19 protein-coding genes and 1 riboswitch are annotated in these 19370 nt (G+C 73.4%); of the genes, 4 read left to right on the top strand and 15 right to left on the bottom strand.

The window, feature by feature from the left end; all coding sequences use genetic code 11:
- Window positions 1-43: 43 nt before the first annotated feature.
- The 10 genes from EJG53_RS34490 to ribD form a co-directional block, all read right to left on the bottom strand.
- Window positions 44-1204, bottom strand: coding sequence for a hemolysin family protein (locus tag EJG53_RS34490; protein WP_125048185.1), 1161 nt, complete (start codon window positions 1202-1204; stop codon window positions 44-46).
- A complete protein-coding gene (locus EJG53_RS34485) occupies window positions 1201-2547 on the bottom strand; it encodes a hemolysin family protein (RefSeq protein WP_125048184.1) in 1347 nt (448 codons plus the stop codon). The genes EJG53_RS34490 and EJG53_RS34485 overlap by 4 nt, the downstream gene beginning before the upstream one ends.
- Window positions 2548-2739: 192 nt before the next feature.
- Window positions 2740-3204: a PH domain-containing protein gene (locus EJG53_RS34480; RefSeq protein WP_030999302.1), complete on the bottom strand. Its 465-nt coding sequence runs from the start codon at window positions 3202-3204 to the stop codon at window positions 2740-2742.
- A gap of 91 nt (window positions 3205-3295) precedes the next feature.
- Window positions 3296-4144, bottom strand: coding sequence for an ATP phosphoribosyltransferase (gene hisG, locus EJG53_RS34475; protein WP_125048183.1), 849 nt, complete (start codon window positions 4142-4144; stop codon window positions 3296-3298).
- Between the two features lie 73 nt (window positions 4145-4217).
- Window positions 4218-4490 (bottom strand): phosphoribosyl-ATP diphosphatase, encoded by a 273-nt coding sequence (locus EJG53_RS34470; protein ID WP_030017415.1) that lies wholly within the window; start codon window positions 4488-4490, stop codon window positions 4218-4220.
- 35 nt (window positions 4491-4525) lie between these two features.
- Window positions 4526-5011: a 6,7-dimethyl-8-ribityllumazine synthase gene (ribH, locus tag EJG53_RS34465; protein ID WP_003986918.1), complete on the bottom strand. Its 486-nt coding sequence runs from the start codon at window positions 5009-5011 to the stop codon at window positions 4526-4528.
- A gap of 69 nt (window positions 5012-5080) precedes the next feature.
- The gene (locus EJG53_RS34460) at window positions 5081-6382 is read right to left on the bottom strand and encodes a bifunctional 3,4-dihydroxy-2-butanone-4-phosphate synthase/GTP cyclohydrolase II (protein WP_125048182.1); all 1302 of its coding nucleotides are present in this window, start codon (window positions 6380-6382) and stop codon (window positions 5081-5083) included.
- Window positions 6379-7032, bottom strand: coding sequence for a nicotinamide mononucleotide transporter family protein (locus tag EJG53_RS34455; RefSeq protein ID WP_125048181.1), 654 nt, complete (start codon window positions 7030-7032; stop codon window positions 6379-6381). Before EJG53_RS34455 ends, EJG53_RS34460 begins: the two co-directional genes overlap by 4 nt.
- Window positions 7029-7682, bottom strand: coding sequence for a riboflavin synthase (locus EJG53_RS34450; RefSeq protein ID WP_125048180.1), 654 nt, complete (start codon window positions 7680-7682; stop codon window positions 7029-7031). Before EJG53_RS34450 ends, EJG53_RS34455 begins: the two co-directional genes overlap by 4 nt.
- 1 nt (window position 7683) lies before the next feature.
- Complete coding sequence (ribD, locus tag EJG53_RS34445; protein ID WP_244955461.1) at window positions 7684-8811, bottom strand: bifunctional diaminohydroxyphosphoribosylaminopyrimidine deaminase/5-amino-6-(5-phosphoribosylamino)uracil reductase RibD; 1128 nt, start codon at window positions 8809-8811, stop codon at window positions 7684-7686.
- Between the two features lie 157 nt (window positions 8812-8968).
- Window positions 8969-9099: riboswitch (FMN riboswitch) on the bottom strand.
- Between the two features lie 153 nt (window positions 9100-9252).
- Here ribD and EJG53_RS34440 point away from each other — a divergent pair.
- Window positions 9253-10035, top strand: a complete 783-nt coding sequence (locus EJG53_RS34440; protein WP_125048179.1) for an SDR family oxidoreductase — start codon at window positions 9253-9255, stop codon at window positions 10033-10035.
- A gap of 52 nt (window positions 10036-10087) precedes the next feature.
- Here EJG53_RS34440 and EJG53_RS34435 read toward each other — a convergent pair whose 3' ends face one another.
- Window positions 10088-11362 carry an ROK family transcriptional regulator gene (locus tag EJG53_RS34435; protein WP_125048178.1) on the bottom strand — a complete coding sequence of 425 codons (1275 nt, stop codon included), beginning with the start codon at window positions 11360-11362 and terminating at the stop codon, window positions 10088-10090.
- A 107-nt stretch (window positions 11363-11469) separates the two neighbouring features.
- Between EJG53_RS34435 and EJG53_RS34430 the strand changes: the two genes are divergently transcribed.
- Window positions 11470-12723, top strand: coding sequence for an MFS transporter (locus EJG53_RS34430; RefSeq protein ID WP_244955460.1), 1254 nt, complete (start codon window positions 11470-11472; stop codon window positions 12721-12723).
- A 48-nt stretch (window positions 12724-12771) separates the two neighbouring features.
- Here the strand turns inward: EJG53_RS34430 and EJG53_RS34425 are convergent, their stop codons facing one another.
- Window positions 12772-13242, bottom strand: coding sequence for an acyl-CoA thioesterase (locus EJG53_RS34425; RefSeq protein ID WP_125048177.1), 471 nt, complete (start codon window positions 13240-13242; stop codon window positions 12772-12774).
- A 288-nt stretch (window positions 13243-13530) separates the two neighbouring features.
- Here EJG53_RS34425 and EJG53_RS34420 point away from each other — a divergent pair, with 288 nt between their 5' ends.
- Complete coding sequence (locus EJG53_RS34420) at window positions 13531-14961, top strand: uracil-xanthine permease family protein (protein ID WP_125048176.1); 1431 nt, start codon at window positions 13531-13533, stop codon at window positions 14959-14961.
- 9 nt (window positions 14962-14970) lie between these two features.
- Here the strand turns inward: EJG53_RS34420 and EJG53_RS34415 are convergent, their stop codons facing one another.
- Complete coding sequence (locus EJG53_RS34415; protein WP_125048175.1) at window positions 14971-15423, bottom strand: phospholipase; 453 nt, start codon at window positions 15421-15423, stop codon at window positions 14971-14973.
- A 215-nt stretch (window positions 15424-15638) separates the two neighbouring features.
- Between EJG53_RS34415 and EJG53_RS34410 the strand changes: the two genes are divergently transcribed.
- Window positions 15639-16397 (top strand): DUF5995 family protein, encoded by a 759-nt coding sequence (locus EJG53_RS34410; RefSeq protein WP_244955459.1) that lies wholly within the window; start codon window positions 15639-15641, stop codon window positions 16395-16397.
- A 51-nt stretch (window positions 16398-16448) separates the two neighbouring features.
- Here EJG53_RS34410 and EJG53_RS34405 read toward each other — a convergent pair whose 3' ends face one another.
- The gene (locus EJG53_RS34405) at window positions 16449-18134 is read right to left on the bottom strand and encodes a flavin monoamine oxidase family protein (protein ID WP_125048174.1); all 1686 of its coding nucleotides are present in this window, start codon (window positions 18132-18134) and stop codon (window positions 16449-16451) included.
- Between the two features lie 110 nt (window positions 18135-18244).
- Window positions 18245-19042, bottom strand: coding sequence for a carbon-nitrogen hydrolase family protein (locus EJG53_RS34400; RefSeq protein WP_125048173.1), 798 nt, complete (start codon window positions 19040-19042; stop codon window positions 18245-18247).
- Window positions 19043-19370: the final 328 nt, after the last annotated feature.

Raw genomic sequence — 19370 nt, 5'->3', positions numbered from 1 at the left:
AGCCCGCGGACCACCGCGGGCTCACACCTCCGTCACGGCCGGGTCACCCCGCCAGCGCCCGGTCCTCCCGGGTGGCCGGCCCCGATGCCGTACGCGGGCCGGAGAGCCGCTCGCCGGGCACTTCGGGTACGCGGGCGTCCGGCGCGCCGCTGAAGGGCGGTACGGTCGGCAGCTCCTGCCGGTGCGCCGGGTCGCGTACCTCCCCCACCAGCTTCTCCAGGACGTCCTCCAGCGCGACCAGCCCCAGTACCCGCCCGGTCGCGTCCGCGACGGCGGCCAGGTGGGAGGCGGAGCGGCGCATGGCGGTCAGGGCGTCGTCCAGGGGGAGTTCGGCGCGCAGCGTCGTCATCGGGTGCCAGATGTGCTGCGGCACCGCGCGGTCGCCCTCCTCCAGGTCCAGTACGTCCTTGACGTGCAGATAGCCCATGTAGGCCCCGCCCGGCGCGGACACCGGGAAGCGGGAGTAGCCGGTCTTGACGGTCAGCTCCTCGACCTGGCGCGGGGTGACGGCCGGATCGACCGTGACCAGCCCGGCCGGGTCCAGGAGGACGTCGGTGACGGGCCGGCTGCCCAGTTCCAGCGCGTCGGAGAGGCGTTCCTGCTCGGCGGGGGCCAGCAGGCCGGCCTGCTTGGAGTCCTCGACGAGGTCGGTGAGCTGCTGGCTCGTGAAGACCGCCTCCACCTCGTCCTTCGGCTCGACGCGGAACAGCCGCAGGACGCCGCGGGCGCAGGCCCCGAGCAGCGCGGTGACCGGGCGGCACAGCCGGGCGAAGGCGACCAGGCCGGGGCTGAACCACAGCGCGGTCTTCTCCGGCGCGGCCATCGCCAAATTCTTCGGGACCATCTCGCCGATGACGAGGTGGAGGAAGACCACCGCGGCCAGGGCTATGACGTAGCCGAGGGGGTGGATCAGCGGCTCGGGCAGCCGGGCCGCGTGGAACAGGGGCTCCAGGAGGCGGGCGACGGTCGGTTCGGCGACCGCGCCGAGCGTCAGGGAGCAGACGGTGATGCCGAACTGGGCCGCCGCCATCATCTGCGGCAGGTTCTCCAGGCCGTGCAGCACCTTGCGGGCCCGTTTGGAGCCCTCGGTGGCCAGCGGTTCGATCTGGCTGCGGCGCACCGAGACGAGCGCGAACTCGGCGCCCACGAAGAACCCGTTGACCAGGACCAGGAAGGCGGCGAAGAGGAGTTGCAGAAAACTCACCGGGCCACCTCCGCCGGCGTCGGCGCGGGTGCCGCGGCCCCCGCGGTCCGTATGATCCGGACCCGCTCGGCGCGGTGGTGGGACACCAGCCGCACCCGCAGCCGCCAGCCGTCCAGCTCGGCGGTGTCGCCGGGGGCGGGCACCCGCCCGAGTATCTGGGCCACCAGGCCCGCCACGGTCTCGTACGGGCCGTCCGGCGTGTCCAGACCGATCCGCCGCAGCGTGTCGACCCGGCAGCCGCCGTCGGCGTCCCAGGCGGGGCGGCCGTCCTCGGGCGGCGCCTGGGCCAGCTCGGGCAGGTCGATCCGGTCGTGCTCGTCGCGGACCTCGCCGACCAGTTCCTCGACGATGTCCTCCAGGGTGACCACGCCCGCCGTGCCGCCGTACTCGTCGACCACGACGGCTATCGGCTGCTCGCTGCGCAGCCGCTCCAGCAGCGGCTGCACCGGCAGCGTCGCCGGGACCAGGAGCGGCGGTACGGCGATCCGGGCCGCCGGGGTGCGCAGCCGGTCGTGCTCGGGCACCGCGAGGGCGTCCTTGAGGTGCACCATGCCCACCACCTCGTCGAGCCGGGTGCGGTAGACGGGGAAGCGGGACAGGCCGGTGGCGCGGGTGAGGTTGAGGATGTCCTCGGCGGTAGCGGACGCCTGGAGGGCGCTGACCCGGACCCGAGGGGTCATCACGTTCTCGGCGGTCAGCCCGCCGAGCGAGAGGGTGCGCACGAACAGGTCGGCGGTGTCCTGCTCGATCACCCCGGCGCGGGCCGAGTGGTGGGCGAGCGAGACCAGTTCGCCGGGGGTGCGGGCGGAGGCCAGCTCCTCGGTCGGCTCCACGCCAAGGGCCCGGACGAGCCGGTTGGCGACGGTGTTCAGCAGGGAGATCACCGGGCGGAAGAACCGCGAGAAGGCGCCCTGCGGGCCCGCGACGAACCGGGCGACCTGGAGCGGCTTGGAGACCGCCCAGTTCTTGGGCACCAGTTCACCGAGGACCATCTGCACGGCGGAGGCCAGCAGCATCCCGATGACGACGGCGATGCCGGGTACGGCACCGGCCGGCAGCCCGGTGGCGGTCAGCGGCCCGGACAGCAGCCGGGCCAGGGCGGGCTCGGCGAGCATGCCGACCACCAGGGAGGTGATGGTGATGCCGAGCTGGGTGCCGGAGAGCTGGAAGGAGAGTTCGCGCAGCGCGCCGACGACGGTGCGGGCGCGCCGGTCCCCTTCGGCGGCGGCCCGTTCGGCCTCCGCCTTCTCCACGGTGACCAGGCCGAACTCGGCGGCCACGAAGAAGCCGTTGGCGAGGATCAGGACGAGGGCGGCCGCGAGCAGCAGCAGTGTGGCGGTCATGCCGCCGCCTCCGTGGAGGGGAACTCCCGTGGGTGCGGGGGTTCCGGTGGAGGGGCGGCGCAGGTACTACCGGACGATCCGTCCATTGCTGGAGGGAGTCACTCCTCAGGTGGCAGGGGCCCGCTGGCGGGGCGGGGCGCGGGAAGCGCCCTGGGCACCAGGGTAATCAGCAGGGCCGGGGTGCGGGCAGGGTCACCGGGCCGGCTGGTCCCCGGTGCCGTGGTTCTCGGCGAGCGCCCGCAGCGTACGGGCGTCGCGAATGGCCTGGTCGCGCGCGATGCCGGGCTGGATGCCCATGGCGGGCAGGCTGGTGCCGTCGGCCAGGTCGAGGTGGACCCAGGGGTCGCCCTGGCGCAGGTTGACCCGCAGCACCTGGGCCCAGGCCAGCTCGCGCTTGGTGGTCAGGTTGACGACCGTGACGCCGTCCTGCCGGGCGACGACCTTGGGCCGCGCGAGCAGCAGCAGTACGCCGAGGATGACCAGCCCGGTGAAGACGAAGCTGATCCGCTCGCCGCCGCCCAGGTTCGGCAGCAGGACGGCGATCACCGTGAGCACGGCGAGCTGGGCGATGCCGACGCCGTACAGGACGGCACGGGTGCGGCCCGGCCGGAAGGTCACCGGGAGGTCGGGCAGGGGCGCGGATGCGGGCGCGGACACGTCGCTGGGCTCTTTCGTACGGGCCGCCGGCGCGGGCCGGCGGCGGGTGTGGCCGCCGCCCGTCGGCGGCGGCCGGGCCGGCCGGCCCGGGTCAGAGGCGGCAGGCGTGGATGCCGGTGGTCAGGATGGCGCGGGCGCCGAGCTCGTACAGCTCGTCCATGATGCGCTGGGCGTCCTTGGAGGGGACCATCGAGCGGACCGCGACCCAGCCCTCGTGGTGCAGCGGGGAGACGGTCGGCGACTCCAGGCCCGGGGTGAGGGCGACGGCCTTCTCGACGTGCTCCACGCGGATGTCGTAGTCCATCATCACGTAGCGCCGGGCGACCAGGACGCCCTGCATCCGGCGGAGGAACTGCCGGACCTTCGGGTCGTCCTCGGGCGCGCCCTTGCCGCGGATGACGACCGCCTCGGACTTCAGGATCGGCTCGCCGATGATCTCCAGCCCGGCGTTGCGCAGGGTGGTGCCGGTCTCCACGACATCGGCGATGATCTCGGCGACGCCGAGCTGGATGGCGGTCTCCACGGCGCCGTCCAGGTGGACGACGGAGGCGTTCACGCCGTGGTCGGCGAGGTGCTGGGTGACCAGTCCGGAGAAGGACGTGGCGACCGTCATGCCGCCGAAGTCGGTGACCTCCTTGGCCGTACCCGGGCGGGTGGCGTAGCGGAAGGTCGAGCCGGCGAAGCCGAGCTGCATGATCTCCTCGGCCTGCGCGCCGGAGTCGAGCAGCAGGTCGCGGCCGGTGATGCCGATGTCCAGCTTGCCGGAGCCGACGTACACCGCGATGTCGCGCGGGCGCAGGAAGAAGAACTCGACCTCGTTCTCCGCGTCGACCAGGACCAGCTCCCTGCGGTCCTTGCGCTGGCGGTAGCCGGCCTCATGGAGCATCGCCGACGCAGGCTCGGACAGTGAACCCTTGTTCGGGACGGCGATGCGCAGCATGAGAACGACTTCCTTCGTGCGGGAGGAGGGGGGAGAAGAAGAAAAGGGGGTGGTGCGGGGGCCGGGCGACGGCTCAGAGATGGGCGTACACGTCGTCGAGGGAGATGCCCTTGGCGACCATCATCACCTGAAGGTGGTACAGGAGCTGGGAGATCTCCTCGGCGGCGGCCTCGTCGGACTCGTACTCCGCGGCCATCCAGACCTCGGCGGCCTCCTCGACGACCTTCTTGCCGATCGCATGGACGCCGGAGCTGACCAGCTCGGCGGTGCGGGAGGTGGCGGGGTCGCCGGTGGCGGCCTTCTGCTGGAGCTCGGCGAAGAGCTCCTCGAACGTCTTCTTGGACATGATGTGACCCACCCTACGCGGTCGCCCGGCCGCGCTCAGCGCCAGGGCTCGGCGACGGTGCGCAGCGTCGCGGCGGTGGCGACGGCGGCGGTCACCGCCTCGTGGCCCTTGTCCTCGGTGGAGCCGAAGATTCCGGCCCGGTCCAGGGCCTGCTCCTCGGTGTCGCAGGTCAGCACGCCGAACCCGATGGGTACGCCGGTGTCGACGCTGACCTGCGTCAGGCCCTGGGTGACGCCCTGGCACACGTAGTCGAAGTGCGGGGTGCCGCCCCGGATGACGACGCCGAGCGCCACGATCGCGTCGTAGCCGCGGCCGGCCAGGACCTTGGCGACCACCGGCAGCTCGAAGCTGCCGGGCACGCGCAGCAGCGTCGGCTCGTCGATGCCCAGCTCGGACAGGGCGCGCAGGGCGCCGTCCACCAGGCCGTCCATCACCTTCTCGTGCCACTGGGCGGCGATGACGGCCACCCGCAGGTCGCCACAGTTCTTCACGGACAGTTCGGGTGCGCCCTTGCCGCTCACGTCTCTCCTCGTGGTCCGGTGCTCATGTACGTACGGGGGTGGGGCGGCCGGGTTTCCGGCCGCGCGGTCCTACTGGTTGCCGCAGGCCGACGCGCGGTCCGCGTCGAGCCAGGGCAGGTCGTGCCCCATCCGGTCCCGCTTGGTGCGCAGGTACCGCAGGTTGTGCTCGCCCGCCTGTACGGGCATCGGTTCCCGGCCGAGGACCTTGAGTCCGTGCCGGACCAGGGCCTCGGTCTTCTCCGGGTTGTTGGTCATCAGGCGCAGCGAGCGCACGCCGAGGTCGGCGAGCACCTGGGCCCCGGCGCCGTAGTCCCGGGCGTCGGCGGGCAGCCCCAGCTCCAGGTTGGCGTCGAGGGTGTCGCGGCCGCGCTCCTGGAGCTCGTACGCGCGCAGCTTGGACAGCAGCCCGATGCCGCGTCCCTCGTGGCCGCGCAGGTAGATCACCACGCCGCGGCCCGCCTCCTGGACGCGCCGCAGCGACTCCTCCAGTTGGGGGCCGCAGTCGCAGCGCAGCGAGTGGAAGATGTCGCCGGTCAGGCACTCGGAGTGGACCCGTACCAGGACGTCCTCGCCGTCGCCGATCTCGCCGGCGACCAGCGCGATGTGCTCGACGCCGTCGACGGTGGAGCGGTAGCCGTACGCGGTGAACTCGCCGTAGCGGGTGGGCAGCCGGGTCTCGGCCTCACGCCGGACGGTGGGCTCCGAGCTGCGGCGGTAGGCGATGAGGTCCTCGATGGAGATGATCGACAGGCCGTGCTTGCGGGCGAACGGCACCAGCTCGGGCAGCCGCAGCATCGTGCCGTCCTCGCCGGCGATCTCCACGATGGCGGCGGCGGGCCGCAGCCCGGCCAGCCGCGCCAGGTCCACGCCCGCCTCGGTGTGGCCGTTGCGGGCCAGCACGCCGCCCTCGCGGGCGCGCAGCGGGAAGATGTGGCCGGGGCGTACGAAGTCGGCGGGCGCGGCCTCGCCGGAGGCCAGCAGGCGCAGGGTGGTGGCGCGGTCGGCGGCGGAGATGCCGGTGCTGACGCCGTGCGCCGGGGTGGCGTCGACGGAGACGGTGAACGCGGTGCGCATCGACTCGGTGTTGTGCTCGACCATCTGCGGCAGCGCGAGGCGGTCCAGTTCGGCGCCCTCCATGGGGGCGCAGATCAGGCCGCGGCACTCGCTCATCATGAAGGCGAGGATCTCGGGGGTGGCCCGTTCGGCGGCGACGATCAGGTCGCCCTCGTTCTCGCGGTTCTCGTCGTCCACGACCACCACCGGGCGGCCGGCGGCGATGTCGGCGACGGCCTGCTCGACGGGGTCCAGGGCGAGGACGGCGTCCCGCTCGACGGCTCCCTCGGGGTCGTACCAGCTCTGCAGTGCGGTCATGCCGCCGCTCCTTCCAGGACGGGCTGCGGATTCGTGCGGGAGCGCAGCCACCAGTCGCGCATACCCCACAGGACGAGGCCGAGGTAGACGACGTAGACCAGGCCGGAGAAGGCCAGGCCGCTGCTGAAGGCGAGGGGGACGCCCACGATGTCGACGAGCAGCCAGGCGAACCAGAACTCGACCAGGCCGCGGGCCTGGGCGACCATCGCCGCGAGGGTGCCGACGAAGATGTACGCGTCGGGCCAGGGGTTCCAGGAGAGCTGCGGGACGAGGGCGAACAGCGAGCCGACGGCGGCGGTGCCCACCGCCGTGCCGGCCAGCAGGAGCCCGCGTTCGCGCCAGGTGGCGAAGCGTACGGCGATGGAGCCGTCCTGGGCCTGCTGCCGGCCGCGCTGCCACTGCCGCCAGCCCCACAGCGCCACGCCGATGACCAGGAGCTGCTTGCCGACGCCGCCGCTGAGGTGGGCGTAGGCGTACGCGGAGACCAGGATCAGGCCGGACAGGAACTGGGCGGGCCAGGTCCATATGGAGCGCCGCCAGCCGAAGGCGAGGGCGGCCAGGCCGACGCTGTTGCCGATCATGTCGGACCAGATGACCTGCTGGCCGAAGGCGGTGAAGGCCGGGCCGTTCAGCCAGCCGAGGGCGTTCACCGCAGGCTCTCTTCCACGGCCGCGAGGGCCGTCGTGGTGTCCGGACCCTGGCTCCGGCCCGCGCCCCGGCCCAGCAGCCGTTCGACGTACTTGGCGAGGACGTCGACCTCCAGGTTGACCGGGTCGCCGGGCTGCTTGATGCCGAGGGTGGTCAGGGCGAGAGTGGTGGGGATGAGGCTGATGGTGAAGAAGTCGTCGCCCGCGTCGACGACGGTGAGGCTCACGCCGTCGACGGTGACGGACCCTTTCTCCACGACGTAACGGGCGAGTCCGGCGGGCAGCGCGACCTTGACGAGCTCCCAGTGCTCCCCGGGCGTCCGCGAGACGATGGTGCCGGTGCCGTCCACATGGCCCTGGACGAGGTGGCCGCCGAGGCGGCCGCCCAGCGCCATCGGGCGTTCGAGGTTGACCCGCGAGCCGGGGACGAGCGCGCCCAGGCTGGAGCGGCCGAGGGTCTCGGCCATCACGTCGGCGGTGAAGGTGCCCGCGCCGGCCTCCACGACGGTCAGGCAGACGCCGTTGACGGCGATCGAGTCGCCGTGCTTGGCGTCCTCGGTGACGAGCGGGCCGCGCAGGGTGAACCGGGAGCTGTCACCGAGGTTCTCGACGGCGGCGACCTCACCCAGTTCTTCGACGATTCCGGTGAACACGTCAGTTCTCCTCGTTCAGGGTGTGGCGGGCTGGGGTGGCGGTGATGCGCAGGTCGGGGCCGAGCCGGGCGGTGTCGGTCACCTCCAGGCGCAACGCCTGGCCGATCGTGGCGATTCCGGCGTCGCCGAGGGCGGCGGGGCCGGCGCCGAGCAGGACGGGGGCGAGATAGCCGACGACCTTGTCGACGGCGTGCGCCGCGAGGAAGGCTCCGGCCAGGGTCGGGCCGCCCTCCAGGAGCACCGACCGGACGTCGCGCTCGTACAGGGCGTCGAGCAGGGCGGGCAGGTGGACTCCGGTGCCGCCCGCGGAGCGCGGCAGCCGGACGATGGGGGCGAGTCCGTCGAGGTGGCCGGTGTCGGCGTCCTCGGCGACCGCGATCAGGGTGGGCGCGGTGCCGTCCAGGACGCGGGCCCCGGGTTTGACGACGGCGGCGCCGGTGTCGATCACGACCCGCAGCGGCTGGCTGACCTCGGTGTCGGCCAGGCCCGCGACGCGCGCGGCGAGGTGCGGGTCGTCGGCGCGGGCGGTGCCGGACCCGACGATCACCGCGTCGGCCTGGGCGCGCAGCCGGTGGACGTCGGCGCGGGACTCGGCCGAGGTGATCCAGCGGCTGGTGCCGTCGGCGGCGGCGATCCGGCCGTCGAGGGTGGCGGCGTACTTCCACAGCACGAAGGGGCGGCGGCGCAGTACGGCGGTCAGCCACGCCTCGTTGCCGGCCGCGGCCTCGTCGGCGAGCAGGCCGCCCTCGACCTCGATCCCGGCCTCGGCGAGGGTGGTGGAGCCGCCGGTGGCGGCTGGGTTCGGGTCCGGGACGGCGTAGTGCACCCGGGCGACGCCCGCCTCGATGAGGGCCTGGGCGCAGGGGCCGGTGCGGCCGGTGTGGTTGCAGGGTTCCAGCGTGACGAAGGCGGTGCCGCCGCGGGCCCGCTCGCCCGCCTCGCGCAGCGCGTTGACCTCGGCGTGCGGACCGCCGGCCCGCTCGTGCCAGCCCTCGCCCGCGACGTTTCCGGCGGCGTCCAGGACGACACAGCCGACGACGGGATTGGGGCTGGTGTGCCCGAGGCCGCGGGCGGCAAGCTGGATGGCTCGGCGCATCGCCGCGGTCTGCGCGGGGGCTGGGGTGGCCACCGGGTCCTCCTGCCACTCAGGGCACGGACTCCGGGGCTGTCACGAAGGACAGGAAAAACGGGAACGGGACAACGGGGACACCGAGGCCGAAAAGGGGGCCGCCACTCGTGGACACGAGGACGACCGCCAACGACGGCGGTGTACCGCTGCTCGCCCGCCGCGCACTGCCTCCCATCCGGACTTTAACCGTCGGTGCAGGAATTCCACCTGCTCAACCGGCCGCTGGAGGCGGCCGGGTCGCGGACTGTTACCGCCGGTTCGGACTTTCACCGACCCCGGAGTGCGCTGCGTATGTCAATTCAGTACGGCTTCAGTCTGCCACGTCTGATCGTCGGCCATGCGGGCGGCGACCTGTGGAGTGGCTCACAGGGAGCGGCGCGGACACCGCACTCCGCCCCCCCCGCGCCGCCGCCCCCTCCCCCACTCCGAGGACTGATCGCGATGACGACGATTCTGGTGACCGGCGGCACGGGCACGCTCGGCCGGGCCGTGGTCGGCCGGCTGCTCGCCGCCGGTCACGACGTACGCAGCCTCAGCCGCCACCCGCACACCGGCACCGAACGGCCCCGGCTGCACCCGTACGCGGTCGACCTGCGCGACGGCTCGGGCCTGGCCCCGGCGCTGGCGGGCGTGGAGACCGTGGTGCACTGCGCCTCGTCGCCGCGCGGTGACACCGAGGCGGCCGGACGGCTCGTCCAGGCGGCGCTGGCCGCCGGGGTACGGCATCTGGTCTACATCTCCGTCGTCGGCGTGGACCGCGTCCCGCTGGGCTACTACCGCACGAAGCTCGACGTGGAGCGGCTGATCGAGGACTCGGGGCTCGGCTGGACCGTCCTGCGCACCACGCAGTTCCACGACCTGGTGCTGAGCATGGTCAAGGCCGGTGCACGGCTGCCGGTGCTGCCGGTGCCGGCCGGGGTGCGGCTCCAGCCGGTGGACGTGCGCGAGGTCGCCGCCCGGCTGGTCGAGCTGGCGTCCGGGGCGCCGGCGGGCCGGGTGGCCGACCTGGGCGGCCCCGAGGCGCGCAGCGCCCGCGAACTCGTACGGGACACCCTGCGCGCCGGCGGGCGGCGGCGTGTGCTCGTACCGCTGTGGGTGCCGGGCAGGCTGTTCGGGGCGCTGCGGCGGGGCGAGAATCTGGCGCTGGGGCACGCGGACGGCACGGTGGGGTACGGGGACTTCCTGGCGGAGCGGAGCGGTGGGGCGGTGGAGGCTGGGCGGTAGGAGGCGGGCGACGGGCAAGCGAGCGGCCGCCAGCGCTCTCTGACCGTCTGTTTCAGGCCGCGGGCCCGAACAGATCGTCCTGGGCCGCGTCCATCGCCGCGAGCACCGCGCCGCGCAGCACGGCCCGGCCGCCGACCGTGCCCGCGCGTACCTCGGTACGCAGCGGGGACATCCGCGCGAGGTGCTCGGCGACCCGCCCGGCCAGCGCGTCGCCGCCCGCGCGGCCGGTCTCGCCGCCGAGTACGACGCAGCCGGGGTCCAGTACGGCGCAGACGGCGGCGGCCCCGATGGCGACCCGGGCGGCCAGCGCGTCGAGGAAGGCGGCGCCGGTGTCGCCCGCCTCGACGGCGGCGCGTACCAGCGCCTCGGCGGCCGGGGCGCCGGTCGCTTCCGTGCCTCCGGGGCCGGGCCCGCCCTCCCCCGGCCCCGCCTCGATGCCGTGCTCGGCGGCCAGCCGGCACACCGCCGCCGAACCCGCCAGCGAGTGGAAGCCGCCGTCGCAGCCCGCGGCCGTGGGCAGCGCGCCGGTGCCCGGTACGGGCAGGAAGCCGATCTCGCCGGTGCCACCGGAGGCGCCGCGCCGCAGCCGGCCGTCCAGGACGACGGCGGCGCCGGTGCCGTGGCCCAGCCAGAGCAGGACGAAGGTGTCCCGGTCGCACGCGGCGCCGTCCCGTTGTTCGGCGACGGCGGCGAGGTTGACCTCGTTCTCCAGCAGGACCGGCGCGGCGGGCCGGTCGCCGAACGCCGTGACGAGCGCGGCGTGCCAGGCGGGCACCCACTCCGTACCGCCGAACCGCCCGGTGGCGGGGTCGACCAGGCCGGGCGCGCCGACCGCGACGACGTGCGGCCGTCCGGCGCCGGCCTCGCCGAGCAGCTTCTCCAGGGTGGCCACGCCGTTCGCCGCCGCCTGGCCGGGGTCCGCGTCCGGGCCGACCGGGACGGTCGCCTCGGCCAGCACCCGGCCGAGCAGGTCGGAGACCGCGAGGGTGGCGCCGTGCGTGCGCAGGTCGACGGCGGCGAGGTGGGCGCGGCCGGCGACGATGCCGTACAACCGCGCGTTGGGCCCGCGGCGCCGGGCGCCCGACTCGCCGACCACCGTGATCAGTCCGGCGGCCTGGAGGCGTTCGACGAGGTCGGCGACGGTCGGCCGGGACAGTCCGGTGCGCGCCTTCAGCTCCCCGGCGGTCAGCGGGCCCTCGCTCTGGAGGAGCTGGAGGGCCAGGCGGTCGTTGATGGCCCGCGCGGTGCTCGGTGAGGCGGTGCGCGGGGTGGTGCGTACGGCGGCCGAGGCGGTACGGGCGGGGGCGGGTCCGCGCGTCTCATCCATGCCCGGATCCTTCCAGACCCCCTGGTGCGGGGGTCGCTGCGGTGGCGGCGGTACCGGCCGGTGAATTCTCCTTATTATCAGGCAGGCTTCCTGATAGTTTCCCGCTCATGGACGAGACGCGCGGGCCCGCCCCCGCCGCACCCCCCGAAAAGCCGCCGGAGCAGCCCTTCTCCCCCGCCCGGCTGCGCCGCGCCCGTTGGTCCGTCGCGGCGGTCTTCCTCGTGCACGGCTCGGTGACCGGCAGCTTCGCCACCCGCGTCCCCTGGATCCAGGACCACGCCCAGATCAGCGCGGGCCAGCTCGGCCTCGCCCTCGCCTTCCCCGCGATCGGCGCGTCCCTCGCCATGCCGCTGGCCGGCCGGATCAGCCACCACCTCGGCGCCCGCACCGCACTGCGGGCGCTGCTCGCCCTGTGGACGCTCTCGCTCGCGCTGCCCGCCCTCTCCCCCAACCTGTACGGGCTGTGCGGCGCGCTGCTGGTGTACGGCGCGACCTCGGGCATGGCGGACGTGGCGATGAACGCGCTGGGCGTGGAGACCGAGGACCGGCTCGGCAGACCGATCATGTCGGGGCTGCACGGCATGTGGAGCGTGGGTGCCCTGCTCGGCTCGGCGGCCGGGACCGTCGCGGCGCACGCCGCCACCGACGCCCGGCTGCACCTCGCCGTCGCCGCCGCCGTGACGACCGTCCTGGGCGCCGTCGCCTGCCGGGGTGTGCTGGACCTGCGCAGCACCCCCGACGAGCACCCGCCGCCGCGCTTCGCGCTGCCCCCGAGGTCCGCGCTGATCATCGGCGCGATCGGGTTCTGCGCGGTCTTCGCGGAGGGTGCCAGCCTGGACTGGTCGGCGGTCTACCTGCGGGACGTCCTGGGCACCGACGCGGGCCTGGCGGCCGCTTCGACCACGGCGTTCTCGTGCACCATGGCCGTCGCCCGGCTGGCGGGCGACCGGGTGGTGGCCCGCTTCGGGCCGGTGCGCACCGTACGGGCCAGCGGCGTGCTGGCGACGGCGGGCGGCGTCCTGATCGTGCTGGCCCGGCACCCGGCGATGGCCGTGGCGGGCTTCGCGCTGGTCGGCCTGGGCATCGCCGTCGTGGTGCCGCTGGCGTTCGCGGCGGCGGGCCGCAGCGGCCCGGCGCCCAGCCAGGCCATCGCGGGCGTCGCCACCATCACGTACACCTCCGGGCTGATCGCCCCGTCGGCCATCGGCTCGATCGCCCAGGCGACCTCGCTGACCGGCTCGTTTCTGCTGGTCACGGCGTTGGCCTGCGGGCTGATCGCGGGCGCGGGGGTGCTGCGGGTACGGGGCCGGGGCTCCACCGGGCGCGACGCCGTGCCGACGGAGGACCTGGAGCGCTCCTGAGCAGCGGGCTGGTCACCCCTCTGCCGAGGAGGGGTGACCACGCCGCGCTCAGACGGTCTGCGCCTCCGGGTGCAGCAGCTCGGCGGCTATCCCGCGGGCGTGGTCCGACCAAGGGGTGGGCCGCAGCGCCTGCGGGTCGACGCGTACCAGGACGCGGTGGCCGCGCGCGTAGGTCACCTCGCCGTCGGCGGAGCAGAGCCGGAAGCCGTACGTCAGGCCGGTGCGGCCCAGGCGCTCGACCCACAGGTGGGCGGCGTAGTACCCGGGCCGGGTGACCGGCTGCTCGTACGAGACCTTCATCTCTTTGATGACGTTGCACATGTCACCGGCCGCCGCCCAGTCCCCGTCGAAGCCGAAGCCGCGGGCGTGCCAGAACTCGGCCCAGGCGCGCTCGACGAGCAGCGGGTAGCGCGAGTTGTGGAGCATGCCGAGCGCGTCGAGGTCGTCGAAGTGCACGGTGACGGGGACCAACTGGCCGTACGGGACGGCGGGGGCTGCCTCAAGGGCTTCGACGCTCACGGGTGGTGCTCCTGGTTCTGCGGCGGGCCGGGCCGCCGGCGTACGCGGGGCGGCGGCCCGGCCGTACGGAGGTACGGCGGACCCCGTCCGATGCTGTTGACTGTTCAAGAAGTGAACCCGGCCATCGTAAGTGCCTGCTTAAAATGCTCCGGCCGCCGGGGCGGGCAGCGCCGCGCGGCGGGCCCGCCGGTCCGGTCGCCCCAGGTCCGCTCGGTGCCGCCGTAGCATGACCCGGCCGGTGTCTCGCCCGGCCACCCCCCGCGACGTATGTGAAGAAGTGGAGCACTCATGGGCCTCGGTGTGCGCTGGACCGTGCACGGCGACGGGCGCACCCCCGCCCCCGGAGCCGTCGTCCGGCCGGACGAACGGCTGTCCTGGCCGCGGACCGCGGGCCTCGGCGCGCAGCACGTGGTGGCCATGTTCGGCGCCAGTTTCGTCGCCCCGGTCCTGATGGGCCTGGACCCGAACCTCGCCATCATGATGTCGGGCGTCTCGACCGTCATCTTCCTGCTGGCGACCCGCGGCCGGGTGCCGTCCTACCTCGGCTGCTCGCTCTCCTTCGTCGGTGTCGCCGCCGTGATCCGCGCGCAGGGCGGCACCAGTGCCACCGTGACCGGCGCGGTCCTCGTGGTCGGCGTCGCGCTCTTCCTGGTCGGCGTGGCGGTGCAGCGGTTCGGCGCGCGGATCATCCACGCGGCGATGCCGCCGGTGGTCACGGGCGCCGTCGTGATGCTGATCGGCTTCAACCTGGCGCCGGTGACGGCGAGCACGTACTGGCCGCAGGACCAGTGGGTGGCGCTGCTGACCATGCTCTTCACCGGGCTGGCCGTGGTCTGTCTGCGCGGTTTCTGGTCCCGGATCGCGATCTTCCTCGGGCTGGTCTTCGGGTACGGCATCTCCTGGGTCCTGGACCTGGTCTTCGGGAAGATCCACTCGGCGAACGGCGCCGGGCAGATCACCGACCACTGGCGTTTGGACCTGTCGGGGGTCGGCAAGGCCGAGTGGATCGGCCTGCCGTCCTTCCACGCGCCGTCCTTCCAGTGGTCCGCCATCCTGGTCGCGCTGCCGGTGGTGATCGCGCTGGTCGCCGAGAACGCCGGGCACGTCAAGGCGGTCGGCGAGATGACCGGCGACCCGCTCGACGACAAGCTGGGCACCGCGATCTCCGCCGACGGCGTCGGCTCGGTGCTCTCCACCGCGCTCGGCGGCCCGCCCAACACCACGTACTCCGAGAACATCGGCGTGATGGCGGCGACCCGGGTCTACTCCACCGCGGCCTACTGGGCGGCGGCCGGTTTCGCGCTGCTCTTCGGCCTGTGCCCGAAGTTCGGCGCCGTGGTCGCCGCGATCCCCGGCGGTGTGCTGGGCGGCATCACCGTCATCCTGTACGGCATGATCGGCCTGCTCGGCGCGCAGATCTGGGTGCACAACAAGGTGGACCTGCGCAATCCGCTGAACCTGGTGCCGGTCGCCGCGGGCGTCATCATCGGCATCGGCGGCGTCAGCCTGAAGATCAGCGAGAACTTCGAGCTGGGCGGCATCGCCCTCGGCACGATCGTGGTGCTCTCCGGCTACCACGTGCTGCGCGCCCTGGCCCCCGCCCATCTGAAGCAGCAGGAGCCGCTGCTCGACGAGGGCACCAGCGCGTACGACGAGGAGGACGCGCCCCGCGAGCCGTCGGCCCCGGACCGGCCGGAGAAGCCGAGGCCGACGGAGTGAGGCCGCGGTTCAGCCGAGGTTCTTGACGGCCTCGTAGTACGTCCAGGCGAGCGCGTTGCACGAGGTCTTCTTCGCGCCGCTGTACTTGGCGCAGACCCGCTTGAGGTCCGCGTACAGCGCGCTGTCCAGGCGCGGCTTGTTCGCGGCGAAGGTGCCGGCCTTCTTGTAGTTGCGGTAGCCGAAGTCGTGGCGCGCGCAGGACGTTTCGAACGGGAAGCCGAAGGGGTTGTCGGGCGACTTGGAGCAGTAGTCGGTGCTCCAGTCGAACGCGTACGCCGCCCACTTCCCCTGGTTGCCGCGGGCCGCGAGCCAGCCGCCGTAGCTGCCGGCGTCGGTCTGCGTCCAGCCCGACAGCACCTTCGACTTGTCGGCGGGGGCGGCCTGCGCCGGCACCGCGGCCGCCACCAGTGCGGTCACGGTCATGGCCGAGGCGGACAGGGCTGCGGCGAATCTTCGGGACATCGTCAACCTCCGAGGGGGAGCGGTCCCTTGACAGGACGGACCGCTGTGTCGGAGGCCGAAAATAATCACTCCGGCCGAGCGCCGGTGGGGTTTTGGTTGAACAGTGATCGGCAAATCGGCGCCGTACGGGCAAGAGGGCGCCGCGTATTACCCCGATCCGGGCATCCTCCCCCGGGCCGCCACCCCGGTACCCGCCCGGCTGCCACGCTGTGCGCATGACGACGACTCAGCAGGTCCCGGGCGGCCCGCGGACCGGAACGGCCGCCCGCCCGGCCCGGCCGGGCACGGTACCCCCGCAGGCCCCCGCGCCCCCGGCCTCCGTGGCCGCGGTCCTGGCGCGGCTGCGGGCGCTGGAGGCCACCCTCCCGCCCGCCGACGGCATCGCGGTCTTCAACCGGGTCTACCTGTCCGTCACCGAGGAGATCGCCCGGCGGCTCGGCACGGGCGGCTTCCAGGACCCGTCGGCGGCGGGCGAACTGGACGCGGTCTTCGCCCGCCGCTACCTCGCCGCGGTGGACGCGGCCGGCGCCGGCCTGACCGTACCGGCCTGCTGGCGCCCGGTGTTCCAGTTGCGCCGCCACCCCGGCGTACGGCCGCTGCAGTTCGCGCTGGCGGGCATCAACGCGCACATCGGCCACGACCTGGCGCTGGCCGTCGTGGACACCTGCCGCGCTCTGGAGTGCGAACCGGCCGCCCTCGCGTCGGACTTCGACCGGGTCGGCGACCTGCTGACGGGCATGGAGGAACGCATCCGGGAGAGCCTGATGCCCGGACCCGACCTGCTGGACGTCGCCGATCCGCTCACCCACCTCGCCGGTTCCTGGAGCCTGGAGATGGCCCGGGACGGCGCGTGGGCGGCGGCACGGGTGCTGTGGAGCCTGCGCGGCATGCCCGAGACGGCGCGGGAGTTCACCGAGCGGCTCGGGTCGGGCGTGGGCCTGGTGGGCCGCTGCCTGCTGACGCCGCTGGGCTGACGAGGGCCGCGTACGGCATGCCGTACGCGGCCGCGCGGCGAAGGTCCGCGCTCAGTCCTCCGGCAGCTCGACCGGCGCGATCTCGTCGTACACGTCGCCCGGACCGGGGTTGGCCGGGTCCGTGCTGCCGCCGAACTGCGTCATCACGCCCCAGACCGCGTTCAGCGCGGTCTGCACGGCGCCCTCGGCCCAGCCCGCCGTCCAGGAGATGTCGTCCCCCGCGAGGAAGAGACCGCGCTTGTCCTCGGGCAGCCGGTCCTGCATGAAGTGGGTGAACAGGCGCCGCTGGTAGCGGTAGTGGCCCGGCAGGTTGGCCTTGAACGCGCCCATGAAGTACGGCTCGTTCTCCCAGGAGACGGTCACCGGGTTGCCGATGATGTGCTTCCTGATGTCGACCTTCGGGTAGATCTCCGAGAGCGACTTGAGCATGACCTCCATACGGTCGTTGGCGTTCAGCGGCAGCCACTTCAGGCTGTCGTCGCACCAGGTGTAGGAGAGGCAGATGACGGCCGGCTTGTCGGGGCCGTCGTCCAGCAGGTACGTGCCCCGGGTCATCCGGTCGGTGAGCGTCATGCTCATCACGTCCCGGCCGGTCTCCTCGTCCTTGTCCAGCCAGAACGGCCGGTCGACCGGCACGAACAGCTTGGAGGACTCCATGTAGTGGGTGCGCTCCATCGCCGTCCAGTGGTCGATGGGGAACAGCGCGTCGTCGCAGGCGATCTTCGACAGCAGCATCCAGGACTGCGCGGTGAAGACGGCCGCCTCGTACGTACGGATGTCGCCGCTCGCGTCGGTGACGGTGATGCGGTTGCCCGCCGTGCGGTGCAGCCGGGTGACCGCCGGGCGCGGCGTGCCGTCGTGCAGGGAGGACAGCGAGGTACCCGGCGCCCAGTGGACGAGCTTCTCCGGCTCGCGCTCCCACAGGCGCAGCGGCAACTGCTGGCTGCCGCCGACGATGCCGCGGTGGTGGTCGTCGGCCTCGGTGTAGACGACGCGCAGGATCTCCAGGATGGAGTTGGGGAAGTCGGTGTCCCAGCCGCCGGTGCCGAAGCCGACCTGGCCGAAGATCTCGCGGTGCCGGAAGGACTTGAAGGCGCTGGAGTCGCAGAGGTAGCCGTAGAAGGTCTGGTTGTCGAGCTTCTCGACCAGCCGTGACCAGATCTCCCGGATGCGCGGCACGTCGCGCTCGCGGATGGCGCGGTTCATGTCGGAGAAGTCCGCGCCCTCCTCCAGGCAGGCGTTCCAGGCGTCCATGACCTGGGTGTAGACCTCGGGCAGGTCCTCGACGGTGCGCGCGTAGTGCGACTCGCCCTTGAGGTCGACGACGGTCGAGGGGGTGTCGGGCGCGAGCGGGTTGGGGAACGGCTTGGTCTCCAGGCCCACCAGGTCGATGTAGTACTGGAGGGCGGTGGAGGACGGCGGGAAGCGCATGGCGCCCATCTCCGCGGTCAGCCCCGGGTCGCAGCCCTCGAAGCCGACGGTGCGCAGCCGGCCGCCTATCTGGTCCGCCTCGTAGACGACGGGCCTGAGGCCCATCTTCATCAGCTCGTAGGCCGTGATGATGCCGGACAGGCCACCGCCGATGACGGCGACCTCCTTGCCGTGCTCGGTCGCGGGCACCTGGCCGAGGCCCGCCGGGTGGGCGAGGAAGTCGTCGTACGCGTAGGGGAAGTCCGGGCCGAACATGGTGATGGGCGGCTGGGCGTCCGCGTGGTGGGCGGCGGTGGGCACGGTCATCGGTTCGGGCTCCTTGCAGGCAGGTACATGAGGGGGGTGCGGGTGCGCGCGGGCAGGCGTGCGAGCGGCGCGGTGGCGCCGCTGCGGGGTCCGTCAGGCCGGTTCCGGGGTCAGGTGAGCGAGCCGTAGAGGCCGGGGCGCCGGTCGGCGAGGTACGGGTTGTCCTCCCGCGACCGCTTGAGGAGACCGGCGTCGACGTCGGCGAACACCATCTCCTCACCGCGTCCGGCCCGGGCGCGTACGGTCCCGTCCGGGCCGGCCAGACAGCTCAGGCCGACGAACTCGAAATCGCCCTCCGGGCCGACCCGGTTGACGTAGGCGATGTAGAGCTGGCTCTCGAAGGCCCGTACCGGTACGAGCGACTCGGCCACGAACTGGAAGGGGTGGAGCTGGGCGGTGGGCACCAGCAGCAGGTCGGTGCCGGCCAGCGCGTGGGCGCGGACGTTCTCCGGGAACTCCACGTCGTAGCAGATCATCAGGCCGATACGGAGACCGTCCAGCTCCGCCTGGACGACCGGGACGTCCCCCGGGGTGAACCAGTCGCGCTCGAAGCAGCCGAAGAGGTGGGTCTTGCGGTAGTTCGCCAGCGGCTGCCCCTCGGGGCCGATCAACTGGGCCGTGTTGTACACGGCCGCGCCGTCCCGCTCGGGGTAGCCGTAGAGCACCGCGATGCCGTGCTCGTCGGCGATCCGGGCGACCGTCCGGGCGGCCGGGCCGTCGGCGGGCTCGGCGAGCCGGTGCAGGTCCTCGCCGATGGCGTAGCCGGTCAGGAACAGCTCCGGGCAGACCAGCAGCCCGGCACCGCCCGCCGCCGCCTCGCGCGCCGCGTCCTCGACGGCCTTCAGGTTGTACGCGACATCGCCGGGCCGTCCCGAACTCTGGAGCAGGGCGGTGCGCAGCGACGACATGGGACCCCTCGGAGGACACGACTGGACGGACCGGCCGGCCGGCCCGGGCCCTTCGGCTCCGCGGCGGCCCGGCGATCGGCGGGACGCCTAGACGGTACGGTTCGCCGAACCGCCCGTACAAGGCGTCACCATTGCGTGCAGCCGGGTGTTTCGTTGCGTGTTGTCCGGCCGCCACGGCGATTCGTTGCGCCGTGCGGTGCGGCAGGTGCTGCGGGGCCTCGTGGGGTCACGGTGGTACGGCGCCCCGGCCCGGGTACGCCTCCGGTCGCAGCCCGCTCCCCCGCGCGGTGGAACGCGGCTCGCTCCAGGGCCCGATGTGGCGCGCGCG

The organism is Streptomyces chrestomyceticus JCM 4735 (assembly GCF_003865135.1).
GTDB lineage: Bacteria > Actinomycetota > Actinomycetes > Streptomycetales > Streptomycetaceae > Streptomyces > Streptomyces chrestomyceticus.
The sequence above is the reverse complement of the archived record's forward strand: the minus strand, read 5'-3'. Positions and strand labels throughout refer to the sequence as shown.